This is a genomic window from Sinomonas terricola (assembly GCF_034931225.1).
Classification (GTDB): domain Bacteria; phylum Actinomycetota; class Actinomycetes; order Actinomycetales; family Micrococcaceae; genus Sinomonas; species Sinomonas terricola.
Genome location: NZ_JAYGGQ010000008.1, coordinates 67242 through 86607 on the forward strand (window position 1 = coordinate 67242; position 19366 = coordinate 86607).

General features: G+C 69.7%; 17 protein-coding genes. 2 read left to right on the plus strand and 15 right to left on the minus strand.

All coding sequences use genetic code 11. From position 1 onward, the window contains the following. Positions 1 to 72 precede the first annotated feature (72 nt). From SPF06_RS11560 to aspS, 14 genes are all read right to left on the minus strand, one after another. On the minus strand, positions 73 to 579 hold the full coding sequence (locus tag SPF06_RS11560; RefSeq protein WP_323279326.1) for a tetratricopeptide repeat protein: 507 nt from the start codon (positions 577 to 579) through the stop codon (positions 73 to 75). After that, a complete protein-coding gene (gene aroB, locus SPF06_RS11565; protein ID WP_323279212.1) occupies positions 579 to 1694 on the minus strand; it encodes a 3-dehydroquinate synthase in 1116 nt (371 codons plus the stop codon). Before aroB ends, SPF06_RS11560 begins: the two co-directional genes overlap by 1 nt. Continuing rightward, positions 1678 to 2244, minus strand: coding sequence for a shikimate kinase (locus tag SPF06_RS11570; protein ID WP_323279213.1), 567 nt, complete (start codon positions 2242 to 2244; stop codon positions 1678 to 1680). Before SPF06_RS11570 ends, aroB begins: the two co-directional genes overlap by 17 nt. Continuing rightward, positions 2241 to 3440 (minus strand): chorismate synthase, encoded by a 1200-nt coding sequence (gene aroC / locus SPF06_RS11575; RefSeq protein WP_323279214.1) that lies wholly within the window; start codon positions 3438 to 3440, stop codon positions 2241 to 2243. Before aroC ends, SPF06_RS11570 begins: the two co-directional genes overlap by 4 nt. Positions 3441 to 3466: 26 nt before the next feature. Then, positions 3467 to 4360 carry a shikimate dehydrogenase family protein gene (locus tag SPF06_RS11580; RefSeq protein WP_323279215.1) on the minus strand — a complete coding sequence of 298 codons (894 nt, stop codon included), beginning with the start codon at positions 4358 to 4360 and terminating at the stop codon, positions 3467 to 3469. After that, entirely contained in the window at positions 4357 to 6249 is a 1893-nt protein-coding gene (gene mltG / locus SPF06_RS11585; protein ID WP_323279216.1) for an endolytic transglycosylase MltG, read from the minus strand. The genes SPF06_RS11580 and mltG overlap by 4 nt, the downstream gene beginning before the upstream one ends. A 5-nt stretch (positions 6250 to 6254) precedes the next feature. Next, entirely contained in the window at positions 6255 to 6815 is a 561-nt protein-coding gene (ruvX, locus tag SPF06_RS11590; RefSeq protein ID WP_323279217.1) for a Holliday junction resolvase RuvX, read from the minus strand. Between the two features lie 10 nt (positions 6816 to 6825). Further along, on the minus strand, positions 6826 to 9513 hold the full coding sequence (alaS, locus tag SPF06_RS11595) for an alanine--tRNA ligase (protein ID WP_323279218.1): 2688 nt from the start codon (positions 9511 to 9513) through the stop codon (positions 6826 to 6828). A 143-nt stretch (positions 9514 to 9656) separates the two neighbouring features. Next, positions 9657 to 9869 carry a hypothetical protein gene (locus SPF06_RS11600; RefSeq protein ID WP_323279219.1) on the minus strand — a complete coding sequence of 71 codons (213 nt, stop codon included), beginning with the start codon at positions 9867 to 9869 and terminating at the stop codon, positions 9657 to 9659. Positions 9870 to 9908: 39 nt separating this feature from the next. After that, the gene (locus SPF06_RS11605) at positions 9909 to 10289 is read right to left on the minus strand and encodes a DUF948 domain-containing protein (protein WP_323279220.1); all 381 of its coding nucleotides are present in this window, start codon (positions 10287 to 10289) and stop codon (positions 9909 to 9911) included. A 188-nt stretch (positions 10290 to 10477) separates the two neighbouring features. Then, positions 10478 to 11101 (minus strand): 30S ribosomal protein S4, encoded by a 624-nt coding sequence (gene rpsD, locus SPF06_RS11610; protein ID WP_323279221.1) that lies wholly within the window; start codon positions 11099 to 11101, stop codon positions 10478 to 10480. Between the two features lie 181 nt (positions 11102 to 11282). Further along, the gene (locus tag SPF06_RS11615; RefSeq protein WP_428985755.1) at positions 11283 to 12614 is read right to left on the minus strand and encodes a replication-associated recombination protein A; all 1332 of its coding nucleotides are present in this window, start codon (positions 12612 to 12614) and stop codon (positions 11283 to 11285) included. Positions 12615 to 12864: 250 nt separating this feature from the next. Next, positions 12865 to 13791 (minus strand): hypothetical protein, encoded by a 927-nt coding sequence (locus SPF06_RS11620; RefSeq protein WP_323279223.1) that lies wholly within the window; start codon positions 13789 to 13791, stop codon positions 12865 to 12867. Between the two features lie 91 nt (positions 13792 to 13882). Continuing rightward, positions 13883 to 15673: an aspartate--tRNA ligase gene (aspS, locus tag SPF06_RS11625; RefSeq protein WP_323279224.1), complete on the minus strand. Its 1791-nt coding sequence runs from the start codon at positions 15671 to 15673 to the stop codon at positions 13883 to 13885. A 181-nt stretch (positions 15674 to 15854) separates the two neighbouring features. Here aspS and SPF06_RS11630 point away from each other — a divergent pair, with 181 nt between their 5' ends. Continuing rightward, positions 15855 to 17108: an APC family permease gene (locus SPF06_RS11630; RefSeq protein ID WP_323279225.1), complete on the plus strand. Its 1254-nt coding sequence runs from the start codon at positions 15855 to 15857 to the stop codon at positions 17106 to 17108. 6 nt (positions 17109 to 17114) lie between these two features. Here SPF06_RS11630 and hisS read toward each other — a convergent pair whose 3' ends face one another. Further along, positions 17115 to 18476 (minus strand): histidine--tRNA ligase, encoded by a 1362-nt coding sequence (gene hisS, locus SPF06_RS11635; RefSeq protein ID WP_323279226.1) that lies wholly within the window; start codon positions 18474 to 18476, stop codon positions 17115 to 17117. Between the two features lie 77 nt (positions 18477 to 18553). On the opposite strand from hisS, the gene SPF06_RS11640 reads away from it, so the two are divergent. Beyond that, a complete protein-coding gene (locus tag SPF06_RS11640) occupies positions 18554 to 19357 on the plus strand; it encodes a peptidylprolyl isomerase (RefSeq protein ID WP_323279327.1) in 804 nt (267 codons plus the stop codon). The last annotated feature ends 9 nt before the right edge of the window (positions 19358 to 19366 follow it).

Here is a 19366-nt window from a genome sequence, read left to right on the forward strand (position 1 = left end):
TCCGGGGACTATTCTACCCGTGCCGCGAACGCGGTCCGGCCCGGGGCCGCCGACCGGCGGTCGGCGGCGCCGTCAGGCCGTGCCGAAGCGCTCTTCGCGGGCCCGGCCGAGCGCGACCGTACTCGAATAGATGAGGCTCGCGTCGGCGGCGTCCGCGACCCTCAGCTCAAGCGCCCTCGCGAACGCGTCCTCGGCGGCGGCGAAGTGGCCCCGCGTGAACTGGATCTTGCCGAGGTACTGCTGGGCCGTCGCCTCGCGGCGGGTCCCCTTGACCTCGGTGAGGATCTGGCGCGCGCGTTCGAGGGCTCGGTCGTTACGGTTGCCGAGGCGCAGCACGTCGAGCTCGAGGACCTTGAGGTGGAACGACTCGGGATCGGTGTACCGCGCCTCGACGATGAGCTCGGCGGCTTCGTTGACATGGCCGCGTGCGAGTTCGACGACGGCACGGTCCTCGAGCGACCCGCTCGCCTCAAGGGCGGAATGGCAGCGCTCCTCGTCGACGACGACGGCGTTGAGGGTTTCGGGGTCGACGGCGACCCCCGGAAATCCGGCGTCGGGCCATTCGCGGCGCTCGATCATCACGAGGCGATCTCCTGGTAGGCGGCGAACAGGAGCGACGTGTCAGGGACCTCGAGGATCCCGGGACGCGCGACGTCATCGAGGACAACGAAGCGAAGCAGGTCGCCGCGGGACTTCTTGTCGCGGCGCATGCCGTCGAGGAGGGCCTGCCAGCGATCGCCCCGGTAGGACGTGGGGAGGCCGAGGCCTTCGAGGATGGTCCGATGGCGGTCGGCAACGGCGTCGTCGAGCCGCCCCACGCTCCTCGCGAGCTCAGCCGCGAACATCATGCCGACGCTCACGGCCGCTCCGTGCCGCCACTGGTATCGCTCGGCCAGCTCGATCGCGTGCCCGAGGGTGTGACCGTAGTTGAGGATCTCCCGAAGTCCGCTTTCCTTGAGGTCGCTCGAGACGACGCTGGCCTTGACGGCGATGGCCCGCTCGATGAGCTCTCGCAGCGTCGCGGAGGAGGGGTCAACCGCGCCGGCGGGGTCTCGTTCGATGAGATCGAGGATGGCCGGATCCGCGATGAAGCCGCACTTCACGACCTCCGCGAGGCCCGAGACAAGTTCGTTGCGCGGGAGGGTCGCGAGGGCGTCGAGGTCCGCGAGCACAGCTGCGGGCGGGTGGAAGGACCCCACGAGGTTCTTCCCCTCCGCCGTGTTGATTCCGGTTTTCCCGCCCACGGAGGCGTCGACCATGCCGAGCAGGCTCGTCGGAAGGTGCACGACGCGCACGCCCCGGAGCCACGTAGCGGCCACGAAGCCCGCGAGATCGGTCACCGCTCCCCCGCCGACAGACACGATGGCGTCCGAGCGCGTGAAGTCGTTCTGGCCGAGCACCTGCCAGCAGAAGGCCGCCACCTGAATGTGCTTGCCCTCTTCGGCGTCGGGAATCTCGGCGGTGAGGGCCGTGAAGCCATCCCCCGCGAGCGACTCCCGCACGGCGTCGCCGGTCGCGCGCAGCGCACGGGGGTGGATCACGAGCACGCGTTTGACGCGCTCGCCCAGAATCGGCCCGAGCCGATCGAGGAGGCCGTTCCCGACGAGGACGTCGTAGTTCTCGCCGGGCTGCGATCCGGTGACCTTGATGATCGTGTCGGCGCCTGTCTGCGTGGTCTCAGTCTCGTCGCTCACGCGACAGCTCCTTCTCAACGGGTGAAAGCTCGGAGGCGACTCGGCGTGCAACGTCGTCGGCCGTCGCGTGCGCCGCCGAGACGCGGATGGTCGCCACCGATTCGTAGACCGGCCGGCGCCGTTCCATGAGCTCGCGCCAGCTACGCTCGGCCTCGCCGTGGAGCAGCGGCCGGTCCTCGCTTCCCGCGAGCCGCGGGGCGACGTCGTCCCAGTCGACCTCGAGGTACACGACATCGTGGCCCGCGAGCCGCTCACGGGTTCCTGCCCGCAGCACGGCGCCGCCGCCGAGGGCCAGGACGAGCCCCGACGGGTGGCATTCTGCGAGGGCCTCGGCGACGGCCTCCGCTTCAAGATCCCGAAACCCCTCTTCGCCGTGGGCGGCGAAGATCGCGGGGATCGGGCCGTGCTTGGAGACAATCCGCACGTCGGTGTCGACAAAATCGGCACCGAGGATCGAGGCGAGGGCCGCGCCTACCGACGACTTGCCGGACGCCATAGGGCCCATGAGCACGACGACGCGCCCGCCCTCAGGGTGCGGTGCGGGGGTCATCGGACAACCGAGTCCAAGGACGCCGGAATGCTGTCGAGGAACGAGGCGAGGTTGCGCTTCGTCTCCTCGACCGAGTCACCGCCGAACTTCTCGAGCACCGACTGGGCGAGGACGAGGGCGACCATCGCCTCGGCGACGACACCGGCGGCGGGCACGGCGCACACGTCGGAGCGCTGGTGGTGGGCCTTTGCGAGCTCCCCTGTGGCGATGTCGATCGTGCCGAGCGCGCGCGGAACGGTGGCGATGGGCTTCATCGCGGCCCGCACACGCAGGACATCGCCGATGCTCATGCCGCCCTCGATGCCGCCCGCACGGTTGGTCGAGCGGATGATCTTGCCGGACTCGTCGCGCACGATCTCGTCATGGGCCTGCGAACCCCTGCGGGCGGCAGTCCGGAACCCGTCGCCGACCTCGACCCCCTTGATGGCCTGAATGCCCATGAGCGCGCCCGCGAGGCGGGCGTCGAGCCGACGGTCCCAGTGCACGTAGCTGCCGAGGCCTGGCGGAAGCCCGTAAGCGAGCACCTCGACCACGCCGCCGAGCGTCTCGCCTTCCTTGTGGGCGGCGTCGACCTCGTCGACCATCGCCGTCGACGTCTCGGGGTGGAAACACCGCAGCGGGTCGTCGTCGAGGAGATCGACGTCGGACGGGAGCGGGAGCGGGGCGTCCTCGGGCACGGCCACGCCGGCGATCTGCGTCGTGTGGCTCACGAGCTCGATGCCGAGCTGGCGGAGGAAATTCGAGGCCACCGCACCCAGGGCCACCCGGGCGGCGGTTTCACGGGCGGACGCGCGTTCGAGCACGGGGCGCGCATCGTCGAAGCCGTACTTCTGCATGCCGGTGAAATCGGCGTGACCCGGCCGAGGGCGGGTGAGCGGGGCGTTGCGCGCGAGGCCGTCGAGCTCGAGCGGGTCGACCGGGTCCGCAGACATGACCTGTTCCCACTTGGGCCACTCGGTGTTGCCGACCTGAATCGCCACGGGGCCGCCCTGTGTGAGGCCGTGCCGCACGCCGCCGAGGAGCGTGACCTCGTCCTGCTCGAACTTCATCCGGGCGCCGCGGCCATAGCCGAGCCGGCGCCGGGCGAGGGCCCGGCGAATGTCCTCGCTCACAAGCTCCACGCCAGCGGGAAGCCCCTCGACGATTCCTACGAGTGCCGGACCATGCGACTCCCCGGCGGTCAACCAACGCAACATGCCATCCATCCTGCCACGGGGGCCAGCTACCGCGTGCGTCGCGGAAGGCCCACTGAGTCACACATCACATCTATGACTTCGCGCGAGCGCGCGTCGTCCCGTCCCGTGAAGAGGACGATTTGCTCGACGGCCTGGTAGACGAGCATCTCGAGGCCGTGCAGCACGCGCCCGCCCCGCTCCTCCCACGCGACCGCGGCCTTGCTCGGCCACGGATCGTAGGCGACATCGAGCAACACGCCTCCACCGAACGCGCCGCCGTCGTCGTCCGATCGCGGAAGGCTGGCCAGTTCGTCGGCGAGGCCGTCGGCGGCGCGCGGGGGCAGCGTGCTCACGGCGACGTCGGCCGCCGCGAGGGCCGCGGCCCCGCCCGCGATGCCTTCGAGCGCGACGGCGAGGCCCAGCCGCTCCGCGAGGCCAACAGCCTCCCCGGCGCGCGCGGGATCGCGCACGAGAAAGCGCAGCGAAGTGGCCCCGAGCTCGGCGACCGCTGCGACGGCAGCTAGCGCCGTGTTGCCTGCGCCGACGACGACGGGGCTCACCGCGCGCTCGACCCCCGCGTGGCGGAACGCCTCGACGATGCCGGCAATGTCCGTATTGTGCCCCACGAGCGTGGGACCCCCCGAGGACGAGCTCTCGAACACGACCGTGTTGAGCGCGCCGAGGCGCGCGGCGTGCCCGACGACCCTGTCGACGTGCTCGACGAGAGCCGACTTGAGCGGCATGGTCACGGACAGGCCGCACCATCCGGGCTCGCCGCGCACCCTGCGCACGAAGTCGCCGAGCTGCTCGGGGATGAGGTCGAACGAGCCGTAGTCGATGTCCTCGCCGAGCGCCGCATAGGCGGCACGGTGCAGCGCGGGCGAGCGCGAATGGCCGATCGGGTGGCCGAGCACGGCGGCCTGGCGCCGAGCAGCGGTCATTGGCACTTCCCGGCGTTCGCCGTGCACCACTGCTGGTACTGGGCGACGTTCGTCTGATGCTCGGCGTAGGTCGAGGCGAACTTCGTCTCCCCGGTGTCGAGGTTGACCGTGACCCAGAACAAGTAGCTGTTCGCGGTCGGGTGCGCTGCGGCGGCGACGGCCTTCGCGCCCGGCGAGCCGATCGGGCCCGGCGGCAGGCCCTGGTGGACATACGTGTTGTAGGGATTCCCGGCGTCGGCCTTCTGCGCGTCCGTGAGCTGGACCGTCTTGGTGCCGAGCCCGTACGTGACGGTCGCATCGGACTGGACGAGGCCACGGGTCTGGTCGTTGGGCTTGAGTCGGTTGTAGATCGCGCCCGCGACGTTGCCGTAGTCGGCCTGGCCGCCCTCTGCCTGGACGATGCTCGCGACGGTGAGCACCTCATACTGCTTCGCGGGGTCGGTGATGCCGTCCTGCTTGAGCTCGTCGAGCCGCGTGCTCACGAGCTTCGTCAGGATGTCCTTGGCCGACGTCCCCACAGGGAACTTGTACTCCCCCGGCTCGAGATAGCCTTCGAGGTTCTTCGCCTGCGTTGGCAGTCCGAACTGGGCAGGCTGGGCATTGAGCGCATCGAGATCCTTGCGGTCGATGTGTGCCGCCTTCGCGATCGCGTCGAGGGACTCGCTGATCCTGAGGCCCGCGCTGAGTGCGATGTACACGACCTTGGAGCCGTCGTCCGTGAGGATGGCAGCGGCGTCGGACGCCTTCATCTGCTTCTTGAACGTGAAGTCGCCTGGGTGGATGCTCGCATTCGTCGCGGCGAGAGCCTTGAGGAACGTGTCGACGTCCGCGATGACCCCCTGCTGCTGGAGGTCCTGTGCGACGGCGCGCGCCGCGGACCCGGGCTGGACCGTCAAGACGACCTGACCCGTTCCCGGGCCCGGGTAGTCGCTGACCTTGTCCATGCCCAGGATCGGCCGCAGGAGCGCCGCGCCCACGAAGCACGCGGTGACGATGAGCGCGAGCGCGATGCCCATCGTCACGAGGGCCTTGAACTGGCGCGAGCGCCGTGGCTTGGCCTTGACCACCTCTGCGTTCGCGAAGACCGTCTCATGCACGGTCGAGGGCTCGGGGTGTTGGGCAGCGACGTCCGGCGCGGGTTGGGCGCCCGCCGACGGGTGGGCCACGTCCGCGTGTGCGGTGAAGGCTGCCGCCGGGAGGCTCGCCGTGGCCGGGGCCTCGGTCGCGGGTTCGACGACGGCGACGGCCGCGCCGACGTGGTGGCCGAGCGCAGCGTTGCGGTGCCGGCCTTCGATCACGTCGGATGCGCCGCCGGCGAGGTCAGGTCCCGGGTCGAGCGATGTCGTGGACGCCGCGCCCTCAGCGGCTCCGCCGCGCGAGCGGGCCGAGCGGACCGCCTCCGCGCGCTTGAGCACCGAGAGGCCTGAATCGTCGGCAGGCGCCGCCCGCCGTCCGGACGCCGCAGGACCGCCAGGTCCGTAGAGGTCGAGCGCGAGGCGCTCCTCGACCTCGTAGACCGGCGCGCCCTTGACGGCGAGATGGGTCGCGGATGCCGGAAGCGGCGCAGGCCAATCGCCTGTCGCGCCGGCCCCGGCCCTGCCACCGACGGGTGTGCCGCCGTCGGTCGTTCCGGCGGGCGGTGCCGCAGAGGCGGCTCTCGCCTCGTCGGCCGCGCGGGCCGGAGTGGTCTCGCCGCCCGCCGCGGACGCTCTCGGAGGTTCCGCCGTCGCGCGCGACGACGAGGGCTTCGACGGCGAAGGTGCGGTGCGCTCGGAGGCCGAGAGCATGCGCTGCTGCGCCTCGGCCTGGGCACGCTCACGTGCCCTGAGCTCGCGTCGAGTCAGGGGTTGTTCGGGCGTGGACCGGAAATCCGTGTCCTGCGGGTCCATCCTGGCTACGTGCTCCTGTTCGGATCGTCTCGGTGGATCCCCCCATGTTCCTCCGCCGTCGGTGGCACGAGTTCTCCGACGTTGTCGTGACCTCGGCGAAGCATGGTGAGCGCGTGCTCGAGAATGCCGACGGCGGCTACTTGGTCAACCACTCTACGGTGGTCACGGGTCGAGAGGCCAGCCGAGCGGAGGCTTCGGTGCGCTTCAACGGTCGTGAGACGCTCGTCCACGAGGCGCACTTCGCACGCGATTCCGGCGTTAGCGAGACTGTCCGCGAGCCGCGCGGCGTAGCCGCGCGCGAGCTCTGCGGAGGCCGTCTCGGTGCCTTTGAGCGTTCGGGGCAGGCCGACGAACAGCTGAATCGCGTTTCGCTCCTCCGCTTCGAGGGTGATGAGGCGAATATCACGATTCTTCGCCGCGTCCCGCGAGAGCGTCCGCACGGGGCTCGCGAGGATCCCGTCGGGATCGCACGCCGCGAGGCCTACCCGCACGGCGCCGACGTCGACCCCGAGGCGGACGCCGCGCACGAAGCCCGTGGACTGCCCTTCGGGCGCAGAGGTGGTCATGGGATCGGGCTCAGCGGGTCGCGACGGCGTTCGCCACGGCGCCGAGGGCCTCGACGACCTTCGACGCGTCGGTGCCACCGCCCTGCGCGACGTCGTCCTTGCCGCCTCCCCCGCCGCCGAGCACGCCGGCCGCGATCCGCACGAGCGCGCCCGCCTTCACGCCGGCGGCGCGGGCGGCCTCGTTCGTCGCAACGAGGACGGCGGGGCGCCCGTTGGCGACACCCGCGACGGCCACCGCCGCGGCGCCCGCGGACGCGCCGTCGAGGCGCCCGCGCAGATCGAGGGCAAGGCCGCGCAGTTCGTCGGCCGAGCCGATCTGGCCGGCGTCGTGCGTGATGAGACGCACGCCGCCCACCTCCTTGGCCGAGCTGACGAGCGACGCGGCGGCCGCTGCGAGCTTCTCCTTGCGCAGCCGGTCGAGCTCCTTCTCGGCGTTCTTGAGCTTCGCGAGGGTGGCGCCGATGCGCTCGGTGAGCTGGCCCGCGGGGACCTTGAACATCTCGGTGAGCTCCGAGACGAGTGCGCGCTCGGCGGCCTGGTGGCGGAACGCATCGAGGCCGACGAACGCCTCGACGCGACGGTTGCCCGAACCGACGGACTGCTCCCCCAGGAGGGTGAGCGAGCCGATGAGTGCGGTCGTGTCGACGTGCGTCCCGCCGCAGAGTTCCATGGACCATGGGCCGTTGATCTCGACGACGCGCACGCGCGAGCCGTAGTTCTCGCCGAAGAGGGCCATGGCGCCGGCCGCCTTCGCCTCGGCGAGCGGCATCTCCGCGGTGTTGACCGTGAAGTTGTCGCGGATCGCGAGGTTCGAGACCTCCTCGATCTCGCTCTTCGCTGCGCCGCTCAGCTGCTCGCCCCACGCGAAGTCGAAGCGCAGGTAGCCCGCTTTGTTGAAGGAGCCGCGCTGCACGGCCTCGGGGCCGAGGATCTGCCGGAGGGCAGCGTGGACGAGGTGGGTCGCCGTGTGGGCCTGCTCGGCGGCGTGGCGGCGTTCGCGGTCGACGGCGGTGCGCACGAGAGCGGTCGAGGGGAGCTCGCCTTCGCGGACGATCGCCTTGTGCACGCTGAGCCCCTTGATGGGACGCTGGACGTCGAGGATCTCGACGACGAAGCCATCGCCCGTGATGAGCCCGGTGTCGGCCGCCTGGCCGCCCGCCTCCGCGTAGAACGGCGTCTCGTCCAGCACGATCTCGACCTCGGAGCCAGCCCCGGCACGATCGACCCGGGTTCCCTTCGAGAGGAGCCCGCGGACGCGCGACTCGCCCTCGAGCTCGGTGTAGCCCGTGAACACGGTCTCGCCCTGAGTCAGGAGCTCCTGGAACACGGTGAGATCGGCGTGGCCGCTCTTCTTTTCCTTCGCGTCGGCCCGCGCACGCTGGCGCTGGTCCTCCATGAGCGCGCGGAAGCCGGTCTCGTCGACCGCGACCCCGGCCTCTTCCGCCATTTCGAGCGTGAGGTCGATCGGGAACCCGTAGGTGTCGTGGAGCGTGAAGGCCTCGTCGCCCGAGAGCGCGGCGCCTTCGGCCTTCGCGACCCTGACGGCCTCGTCGAGCCGCGCCGTGCCGGCCGCGATCGTGCGGAGGAACGCCTTTTCCTCGCCGTAGGCGATGCGGCTGATGCGGTCGAAGTCCTTCTCGACCTGCGGGTAGACGCCCTTCATTGCGTCGCGCGACGCCGGGAGCAGCTCGGGCAGCACCGGCTTCTCGACGCCGAGGAGGCGCATGGCGCGCACCGCGCGGCGGATGAGGCGGCGGAGCACGTAGCCGCGGCCTTCGTTGGACGGCGTCACGCCGTCGGTGATGAGCATGAGGGCCGAGCGCACGTGGTCGGCCACGACGCGCATGCGCACGTCGTCGGCGTGGTGCGGGTCGTCGTCGGTCTCTGCGGACGTGTACTCCTTGCCCGAGAGCTCGGCGGCCTTGTCGATGACCGGACGCACCTGGTCGGTCTCGTACATGTTCTCGACGCCCTGGAGGATCATCGCGAGGCGCTCCATGCCGAGGCCCGTGTCGATGTTCTTCTTCGGCAGCTCGCCGACGATGTCGAAGTCGACCTTCGAGCGCACATTTTCGATCTGGTACTGCATGAACACGAGGTTCCAGATCTCGATGTAGCGGTTGTCGTCCACCGCCGGCCCACCCTCGACGCCGTAGGCGGGGCCGCGGTCGTAGTAGATCTCGGAGCACGGGCCGGCCGGACCGGGCTGCCCCGTCGACCAGTAGTTGTCGCTCTTGCCCATGCGCTGGATCCGCGAAGCGGGGATCGACGTGTTCGCGAGCCACAGGCGCTCGGCCTCGTCGTCCTCCTCGTAGACCGTGACCCACAGCCGCTCGGCAGGAAGTCCGTAGCCGCCGTCGTCCACGCCCTTGGTGAGCAGATCGAACGCGAACCTGATCGCGTCCTCTTTGAAGTAGTCCCCGAAGGAGAAGTTGCCGCACATCTGGAAGAACGTCCCGTGGCGGGCGGTCTTGCCGACCTCGTCGATGTCGCCGGTACGGATGCACTTCTGGACGCTCGTCGCGCGCGGGAACGGCGGCTCCTCGCGGGCCGTGAGGTAGGGGATGAACGGCACCATGCCGGCCACGGTGAAGAGCAGCGAGGGGTCGCTCGAGACCAGCGACGCCGACGGCACGGCCGTGTGCCCCTTGCTGACGAAGTAGTCGACCCAGCGTCGGGTGATCTCGTGCGACTTCATAGCCTGTGCTTCTACCTTCCGAGAATCCTGTCGTTGCCGCGCTCGCGCGGTTCCGGCCGCCGGCGCGCCGTACGCACACCGCGACGTTCTATTCTGCCCTGAGTCTGCCCTGAACGGAGCACTCTCCGCGAACGGCACGGGCCCTACACGTCGAGCCCGAGGCCCTTTCGCAGCTCGGCCTCGCGTTCTGCCATCGCGATCCTGACGTGGTCGGCGAACCGGGCCGTCGAGTCGGCGACCCCGTTGAGCGCCCGATTGAGCCCGCCTTCGGCCGGAGCCGCCCTCAGCTGCTGGACCTTGCGGTAGGCGATCGCACCGACGACGCCGCCGAATGCGAGCCAGAACAGCGGTTTCACGAGTTGCCACCTTCTGTGGATGCCTTCATGGGCTGCGTCCTAGCGGCTCCGCCGGCCCGAGGGCCTCGAGGAATCCTCACGCTGGGACCATGCGGTGCGGACCCCGTACGTGAAGGATGCGACCTTGACGAGGGGAGAGCCGATCGTCGCCGCGACGAGGGACGAGAGCGCGGAGACGTTCGCGGTGGCGTCCGAGACGTTGGCCGCGATCCCGTCCACCCTCTTGAGCTGCTCGTGCGTCGTGGACACCGTCGAGGTAACCTCGTCCATGAGCGGCGTCGCGCCGTCGGAGAGGGTCCGGATCGAGCTGCGCAGCTCGTCGAACACCCGCCCGAGCTTCACGATCGGGACGGCGAGCAGTGCCACGAGCACGGCGAACACGCCTGCCGCGATCAGGCCGGCGATGTCGGAGCCGGACACATTCCCTCCTCACGGGCATCGCTGCGCACGACGCCCCTTGGCTACCTTACAGGCGACGGCGGACGCGCGCTCACGTGCTGCTCCGGCCTCTCTGGGCACGGGAGACGGCCGGAGGTCGCCGAAAGCACGGAAGCCCGCGGCACGAGGCCGCGGGCTTCCGTGATGACGGCCCGGAGAGGCCGCCTGGGTCAGCGAGCGTAGTACTCGACGACGAGCTGCTCTTCGCAGGTCACGGGGACCTCGGAGCGCTTCGGGCGGCGCACGAGGCGGGCCTGAAGGGACTCGAGCTTCACGTCGAGGTACGCCGGGACGGCCGGGAGCACGTCGCGGTGGGCACCGGCGGCGGCAACCTGGAACGGCGCCATCGTCTCGGACCGCTCGTGAACGCCGATGAGCTGGCCCTCGGAGACGCGGAACGACGGGCGGTCGACGCGCGCGCCGTCCACGGTGATGTGGCGGTGCACGACGAGCTGGCGGGCCTGGGCGATGGTCCGGGCGAAGCCGGCGCGGAGCACGAGGGCGTCAAGGCGCATCTCGAGGAGCTCGATGAGGTTCTCGCCGGTCAGGCCCTTGGTGCGCTTGGCCTCTTCGAACGCGCGGGCCATCTGAGCCTCGCGGATGCCGTACTGCGCGCGGAGGCGCTGCTTCTCGCGAAGGCGGACGGCGTAGTCCGAGTCCTGCTTCTTGCGGGCGCGACCGTGCTCACCGGGGCCGTACGGGCGGCGCTCCATGTACTTGGCGGCCTTCGGGGTGAGCGCGAGGCCGAGAGAGCGCGAGAGGCGCGTCTGACGGCGGGCACGAATGCTCGACACGTGGGTCCTTTCATAGTGCGGCGGTTCGGTAGATCCTGGCCTCCAGGTGGGAGAGCTTCGGCCCGCTGCTGCCATCAGCTGCCGTCCGGTTCCGCTCGCGCCCGGCCCAGAGGTGCCTGGGCATGGACGAGCGTCCGGGACGTGCCAGACGGTCATCTAGCCTACCACGTGCTGAGCGTGCTCAGGTTCCCCTGATGATCGAACGCAGCCGCTCGAGCCGCGCGGCGATATCCCGCTCCGCCCCGTTTCCGGTCGGAACGTAATAGTCGCGGCCCACGAGGTCGTCGGGCGGGTACTGCTGCTGGGCCACCGAGTGCGGAGCGTCATGTGAATAGACGTAGCCTGCGCCATGGCCGAGCCTTCCTGCGCCCGCGTAGTGCGAATCGCGCAGGTGGGCGGGAACACCGGTTCCGAGGCCGGCCCGCACGTCCGCGATCGCGGCGTTGATGCCCATGTACGACGCGTTGGACTTGGGCGCCGTCGCAAGGTGCACCACGGCTTCCGCGAGCACGATGCGCCCCTCGGGCATGCCGATGAGCTGGACCGCCTGGGCCGCGGCGACGGCGGTCTGGAGCGCCGTCGGATCCGCCATGCCGATGTCCTCGGCCGCCGAGATGATGATGCGGCGGGCGATGAACCGCGGGTCCTCCCCCGCCTCGATCATCTTCGCAAGGTAGTGCAGGGCCGCGTCGACGTCGGAGCCGCGGATCGACTTGATGAACGCGCTGATGACGTCGTAGTGCATGTCGCCCTGGCGGTCGTAGCGGACGGCATGCACGTCGAGGGCCTTCTCGGCGTGCCGCACCTCCACAGTGACGGGCGCGCCGTCGTCCTCCGTGCCGTCCGCCTCCTCGGCCTCCGGGGACTCGGAAGCCCGCACTGCCTCGTCGAGGGCGACGGCGGCGGCCGCCTCGAGCGCCGTGAGGGCGCGGCGCGCGTCCCCGCCCGCGAGGCGCACGAGGTGATCGGCGGCGTCGTCGGAAAGGGCGACGGCGTCTCCCAGCCCGCGCGGATCGGTCACCGCGCGCACGAGGAGCCCGCGGATGTCGTCCTCGGTGAGGGGCTGAAGCGTCAGGAGGAGCGATCGCGAGAGGAGCGGCGAGACGACCGAGAACGAGGGATTCTCCGTCGTGGCTGCGACGAGCACGACCCAGCGATTCTCGACGCCGGGCAGGAGCGCGTCCTGCTGGGCTTTCGTGAACCGGTGGATCTCGTCGAGGAAGAGAACGGTCGTGATGCGGTGGAGGTCCCGCGCCGTGAGCGCTTCGTCCATGACACGCCGAACGTCCTTGACTCCCGCGGTGATCGCCGAGAGCTCGACGAACTTGCGCCCGGGGCCGCGCGCGACGACATGCGCGAGGGTCGTCTTGCCAGTCCCGGGCGGCCCCCAGAGGATGACGGAGCTAGGCCCCGTCGGACCGTCCGACGCCCCCGCCGCGAGCTGGCGCAGGGGCGATCCGCGGCCGAGCAGATGCTGCTGGCCGACCACCTCGTCGAGGGACCGCGGCCGCATGCGCACGGCGAGGGGGCTCCGCTGGGCATCGCGCGCCGCCCGAGCGGCCCTCGCCGCCGCGTCGTTCGCCTGCGCTCTCGCGGGGGACGACCCGGCATCCTCCGGCACGTCGTCCGAGGCCTCGAGTCCGAACAGATCTTCCATCGCCCTCTACGCTACCGCCGTACAGTCTAGATTTAGTATTGGCAACCGAATTGTAGTGAAGGGACAGTGGTATCGGAACGACAACTGCGAGGAATCAACGTGAAACTCATACACGCGCCTCTGTTTCAAGTGGCAGGCTTTCAAGATCTCTCTGCCGTCTTGCGGCCGACTCTGCAACCCGCTGATCCCATTCGAAAATCCTTCGCCTAATGTTGTTTACGCGGTCGTCCGAGTAACGAGCCTTTCCAACAATTACACGCGCAACGTCCATTCCGAGCGAAGTGAGACGCAATACGGGCTCATCCGCCCAACCGACTTGCACGCGTCGAATCAATTGCAGCTTGCCAAGTTCCGAGGCATTATTTACTGAGAAAAGGCCTATTCTACCGCCTGATTCGGCCCGTTCCGCCTCAGCTTGATCATTCGCCAAATGCCGCATCGATGACAACTCGATGTCTTCGAGTTTGTCCGCAATTTCGATCGCCTCCTCCAGTCGGTCAGAGGGAATTGCAGCGTCAAGGAAGCTATCGAGTTCTGGCTCGTGCAATGACCGGGGGTGGGGCACCCGCTCGGCTGCGGCCGTTGCCCGCACCGATGATCGGAATATTTCTTTCGCCCGGGCCGTGAGTTCTTCGGAAAAGCTGCTATCTGGCTCAGCAGCGGTGGCCATCTGCGCCTCGGGAATAGCTTTGCTGATCACCATATCGATCAACTTCTCGCTGATGAGACCTACGGCTTCCCTGGTGCCTTCAGCCTTCTCCTCGATAGCAGTCAGCGCGCGCAGCGTTCGCGAATATATTTCGGCTGAATTGGCCGCCTGCTTCGCCGCCGCATCGCCCTGGACAATAAATACGATAATTTGTACAACAAATGCGATGATAGCCAGCGCGAGAGCAACTACAGAAAGGGTATCTGCATCTCGCAAAGTCGCGACAACAGCTAGACCCACGAGTCCCGTCAGCGCCAACACAGAAGCTGCCCCTGCGATTGTGCGCCATGAGACGTTCATAGAAGCTGAGTTGTGTTCGGCCATTGTTCCCCTCGTCGAGAAAGCGCCCAAGGGCGACATCCGAATTCTAATGCGCTGGCACTTTCATGCCGTCACCCGCGTTGGTCTCCCGGGGTCAGGCGTTCGCAGCCCGGCCCGCGTCCTTGCCCGGCTCCGGCTTCGCATCCACGCCGGCCTCCTTGCGCTGCTCGGCCGTGATCGGCGCGGGCGCAGCCGTGAGCGGGTCGTACCCGTTGCCCGTCTTCGGGAACGCGATGACCTCGCGGATCGAGTCGACACCCGCGAGCAGCGCGACGACGCGGTCCCAGCCGAACGCGATGCCGCCGTGCGGCGGGGCGCCGTACTTGAACCCCTCGAGCAGGAAGCCGAACTTCTCCTGCGCGGCCTCGTGGTCGATGCCCATGACCTTGAAGACGCGTTCCTGCACGTCGCGGCGGTGGATACGGATCGAACCGCCTCCGATCTCGTTGCCGTTGCACACGATGTCGTACGCGTAGGCGAGGGCGCTCGCCGGGTCGATGTCGAACGAGTCCATGAACTCCGGCTTGGGCGACGTGAAGGCGTGGTGCACGGCCGTCCACGCCGAGTAGCCGAGCGCGACGTCGCCAGCGGCCTTGACCGCCTCGGCCGGCTCGAAGAGCGGTGCGTCGACGACCCACACGAAGGCCCATCCGTTCGGATCGATGAGGCCTGTCCGGTGGCCGATCTCGACGCGGGCCGCGCCGAGCAGCGCGCGGGACGCACCGACCTCGCCCGCGGCGAAGAAGATGCAGTCGCCGGGCTGGGCGCCGACTGCTGCCGCGAGCCCCTCGCGCTCGGCCTCGGTGAGGTTCTTCGCAACCGGGCCTGCGAGCTCGCCGTCCTCCTTGTAGAGCACGTAGGCGAGTCCCTTCGCGCCGCGCTGCTTGGCCCATTCCTGCCACGCGTCGAGCGTGCGCCGGGGCTGAGACGCGCCGCCGGGCATGACGACGGCGCCGACGTAATCCGCCTTGAAGACGCCGAACGTCGTGTCCTTGAAGTACTCCGTCAGGTCCGTGAGCTCGAGGCCGAACCGCAGATCCGGCTTGTCCGAGCCGTACTTTGCCATCGCCTCGGCGTAGGTCATGCGACGGATCGGGGTCTCCACCTCGACGCCCGCGAGCTTCCACACGGCGGCGACGATCCGCTCGCCGAGGGCGATGATGTCGTCCTGCTCGACGAAGCTCGCCTCGATGTCGAGCTGCGTGAACTCAGGCTGCCGGTCGGCGCGGAAATCCTCGTCGCGGTAGCAGCGTGCGATCTGGAAGTACTTCTCGATCCCGCCCACCTGGAGGAGCTGCTTGAACAGCTGCGGCGACTGCGGGAGCGCGTACCACGAGCCTGGGGCGAGGCGGGCGGGCACGACGAAGTCGCGGGCGCCTTCCGGAGTCGACCGCGTGAGCGTCGGCGTCTCGACCTCGGTGAAGCCCTCGTCGTGGAGCAGCTCGCGGGCCACGCGGTTCGCCTCGGAGCGGAGGCGCATCGCGCGGGCCGGGCCCGGGCGGCGCAGATCGAGGTAGCGGTGGCGCAGGCGCGCCTCCTCGCCGACCTCGACGTGCTCGTCGACCTGGAACGGGAGCGGCTCCGCCGTGTTGAGGACGGTCACTTTCTGCGCGATGACCTCAATCTCGCCCGTCGCGAGATGCGGGTTCTCATTGCCCTCAGGACGCTTCTCGACCGTCCCTTCGATCTGCAGAACGTATTCGTTGCGGAGACCGTGGAAGACCTCCTCCTCGCGCACGACCACCTGCGCGACGCCAGACGCATCACGCAGGTCGACGAACGCAACGCCGCCATGGTCGCGGCGGCGGGCCACCCAGCCGGCGAGGGTGACGGTCTGTCCAATGTGCTCGGAACGGAGCGAACCGAGGTCATGTGTGCGCAGCACAGCGCTCCTCTTCAAATTCGGGCCAAGAACGTGCCGGCCGTCGATAGGATCGGATCGGCCAGCCGTCCGCGGAGCCGTGCCCCCACGGCGGGCGCCGATCCCGGACAGGCTCGACCTGTCGGATATCCCTGAAAGTCTACCCGCCGCGGAGCACCTCTCCCGGATCGGCCCGAGGAGGACTATGACCGCCCAAGGAGGCCTGCGCCGCGAGCTCGGCACGTTCGACGCGACGGCGATCGGGCTCGGGTCGATGCTCGGCGCGGGCGTCTTCGCCGCCTTCGGACCTGCCGCGGCGCTCGCGGGGCCATGGCTTCTCGTGTCGCTCGTCCTCGCGGGGGCCGTCGCGTACTGCAACGCGGTTGCCTCTGCCGCGCTCGCCGCCCGGTATCCGCACAGCGGCGGGGCGTATCTCTACGGACGCCGCGAGCTCGGCGAGTGGGCGGGATTCCTCGCCGGCTGGGGGTTTGTGACAGGGAAGTCGGCCTCGTGCGCGGCCATGGCGCTCACCTTCGCGCGGTACGTCGCGCCCGAGGCTGCGGTTCCCGTGGCGATCGCCGCTGTCGCGGGCCTTACCGCAGTCAATCTGTTCGGCGTCGCGCGCACGGCATTCGCGACCAAGGTGCTCGTCGCCGTCGTGCTCGTAGTGCTTGCCTTCGCGACGGCAGCGGGGCTCAGCGTCCATGTGGCCCCCGCAACGACGGCCGACGACGGCGCAGGGCCGCCTTGGCCGGGCACGCTGAGCGCCGCCGGGGTGCTGTTCTTTGCCTTCGCCGGGTATGCGCGCATCGCGACCCTCGGCGAGGAGGTCCGCGATCCGCGGCGGACGATCCCGCGCGCCATCCTCGGCGCCCTCGCCGGCGCGCTTGCCGTCTACGCCGTGCTCGCCGTCGTCCTCCTGCGCGGCCTCGGACCCGCCCAGCTAGCCGGCTCTGCCGCGCCTCTCGCCGATCTCGTGGCGCCGCTCGGCGGATGGGCCCGGGCTCTCGTCGGCTTCGGCGCCGCGTGCGCGTGCCTCGGGGCTCTGCTCGCCCTCGTGGCGGGAATTGGCCGGACGTCGCTCGCGATGGCGCGGGAGGGAGATCTGCCGCGCCCGCTCGCGTCGATCGGGGCACGCCACTCGGTCCCGTGGGTCGCCGAACTCGCGGCGGCCGCCGTCGTCGTCGTCGTCCTTGTCGCGACGTCGGACCTTCTCACCGTCGTGAGCTTCTCGGGCTTCGGCGTGCTCGTCTACTACGCGGTCGCGAACGCTGCGGCGTTCCGCCTCGGCGCTCGGCCCGGCTATGCGCCGCGCTGGCTCGCGGCAACAGGCTTCGCAGGCTGCGTCATCCTCACGGTGACGCTCCCGTGGCGCTCGGTGCTCGCGATGGCAGCGGTCCTCGCAGCGGGACTCCTTGCCCGGGCCGCGGTGCTCGCGTTGAGGCGCCGCCGCGGCTGACCGCCGTCAGCCTGCTGTCGTCGCGCTGGCGCCTGCGGGGCGGATCTGGGGCACAACGTCCTCGGCCGGCGGCATCCATGTGGCCGGATCCGCGGGAAGCTGCTCGCCCGAGCGGATGTCCTTGACCTCGTGGCGCCCGTCGTGGTGGGTGAACCATACGAACGGAATCCCCCGGCGGTCGGCGTACTTGATCTGCTTGCCGAACTTCTCCGCGGTCGCCGCGACCTCGGTCGAGATGCCGCGCGAGCGGAGCTCCGAGGCGACGGCCTGGGCGGCTCCCCACGAGTCGTCGTCCGTGAGGGTCACGAGCACGGCAGTGGGCACCGAGCGGCTCGCGGCGGCGAGCTCGGCGCCGAGCATCCGGCTCACGAGGCGCGTGACGCCGACCGAGAGTCCGACGCCGGGGAACTTGCGGGTGCCCTTCGTCGCGAGCGCGTCGTAGCGGCCGCCCGAGCAGATCGAGCCGAGGTGCTCGTGGCCCACGAGGACTGTCTCGTAGACGGTTCCCGTGTAGTAGTCGAGGCCGCGTGCGATGCTCAGATCCGCGACGACGGTACCCGGAGCGGCGGCCGACGCCGCGGCGATGACCTGCTCGAGCTCGGCGAGGCCCTCGTCGAGCAGCTCGTCTTCGACCCCGAGATCGCGCACCCGCTGCACGAAGGACGCATCCTCCGTCCGGATCGACGCAAGCTCGAGGGCGGCCTTCGCCTGCTCGGCGCTCGCGCCCAGCTCCTCGTGCAGCAGCTCGGCCACGCGCTCGGGCCCGACCTTTTCGAGCTTGTCGATGCTCCGGAGCACGCCCGCCGTGTCCGTGAGGCCGATACCCCGGTAGAAGCCCTCGGCGAGCTTGCGATTGTTGACGCGGAGGCGGAACGGCGGGATCGGAAGCGCCGAGAGCGCCTCGACGATCACGAGGGCCAGTTCGACGTCGTAGCGGAAGGGAAGGCTGCCGTCCCCGACGACGTCGATATCGGCCTGGGTGAACTCGCGGGCACGGCCTTCCTGGGGCCGCTCCCCGCGCCACACTTTCTGGATCTGGTACCGGCGGAACGGGAAGGCGAGATAGCCCGCGTTCTCGACGACATAGCGGGCGAACGGCACCGTGAGGTCGAAATGGAGGGCCAGGGCGTTGGCGTCAGTCCTGCTCGCGGAATCCTCGTCGTCCTGCAGCCGGCTGAGTCCGTAGACCTCCTTGTCGATCTCGCCCTTCCGCAGGAGCTGGCCCACCGTCTCGACCGCGCGCGTCTCGATCGACGAGAAGCCGTGGAGCTCGAACGTGCGGCGGAGCGTATCCAGCACGTGAAGCTCCACGAGACGCTCCTGCGGAAGCCACTCGGGGAATCCGGACAGGGAGGCAGTACGTGCCATGGGGTGCTTGCTCCTTGAATGCGTTCGCGTGCGTAGACTGACCGATGACCCAGTCTATGCGGTAGCCAGGGAGGTCAATCCGCGTGTCCAAGCGCAACGCCCAGGAGGCGCGCCGTCGCGTGCAGCTCATGGAAGCCAAGCAGTCGCTCCGTCGCGGCCAGGAGTCCCGGCGTCGGCGAGACAACCTCATCGCGTCGGCCGCGGTAGTACTCGCGGTCGCCGTCGCGGGGGTCCTGCAGGGGACCGTGTTCGCGTCCAATCCGACGGCCGCCGAGTACGAGGCCGTCAAGGCCGGGCTCCAGACGCCCTCCACGAGCCCCAGCGCTTCGCCGTCGAACGGTCCGGGCGTGCCCGCCGCAAGCACCGCCGCGGGCAAGACATTCTCGGGAAGCCTCGTGCTCAACGGCGCGAGCGTCGGCGTCTCGATTGACGGGACGAAGGCGCCGCAGGCCGCGGCGGTCTTCAAGGCCATCGCGGATCAGGGGCTGTACAAGGGGCGCGCGTGCCACCGCCTCACGACGGGCCAGACGGCGTCCATCCTCCAGTGCGGCGCGGAAGACGCCTCGGGCAAGGCTGATCCGAGCTACACGTGGGGCCCCCTCGAGAACACGCCCGCCGATCAGAAGTACCCCGCCGGGACGATCGCTGTGGCCCGCACGTCGAACAACGCGTACGGGAACGGCCAGCAGCTGTTCATCGCGTACAAGGACTCGACGTTCCCGAACGATTCGGCTGGCGGCTACACGGTGGTCGGCCACGTCACGTCGGGGCTCGACGTCATTGCCAAGATTGGCGCCGCGGGTGTCGCGCCCGGCGGATCGACCACGGATGACGGGGCCCCGGTGACGCCTGTCACGATAGACTCGTTCACGTTGAACTAGCCGCGGGCG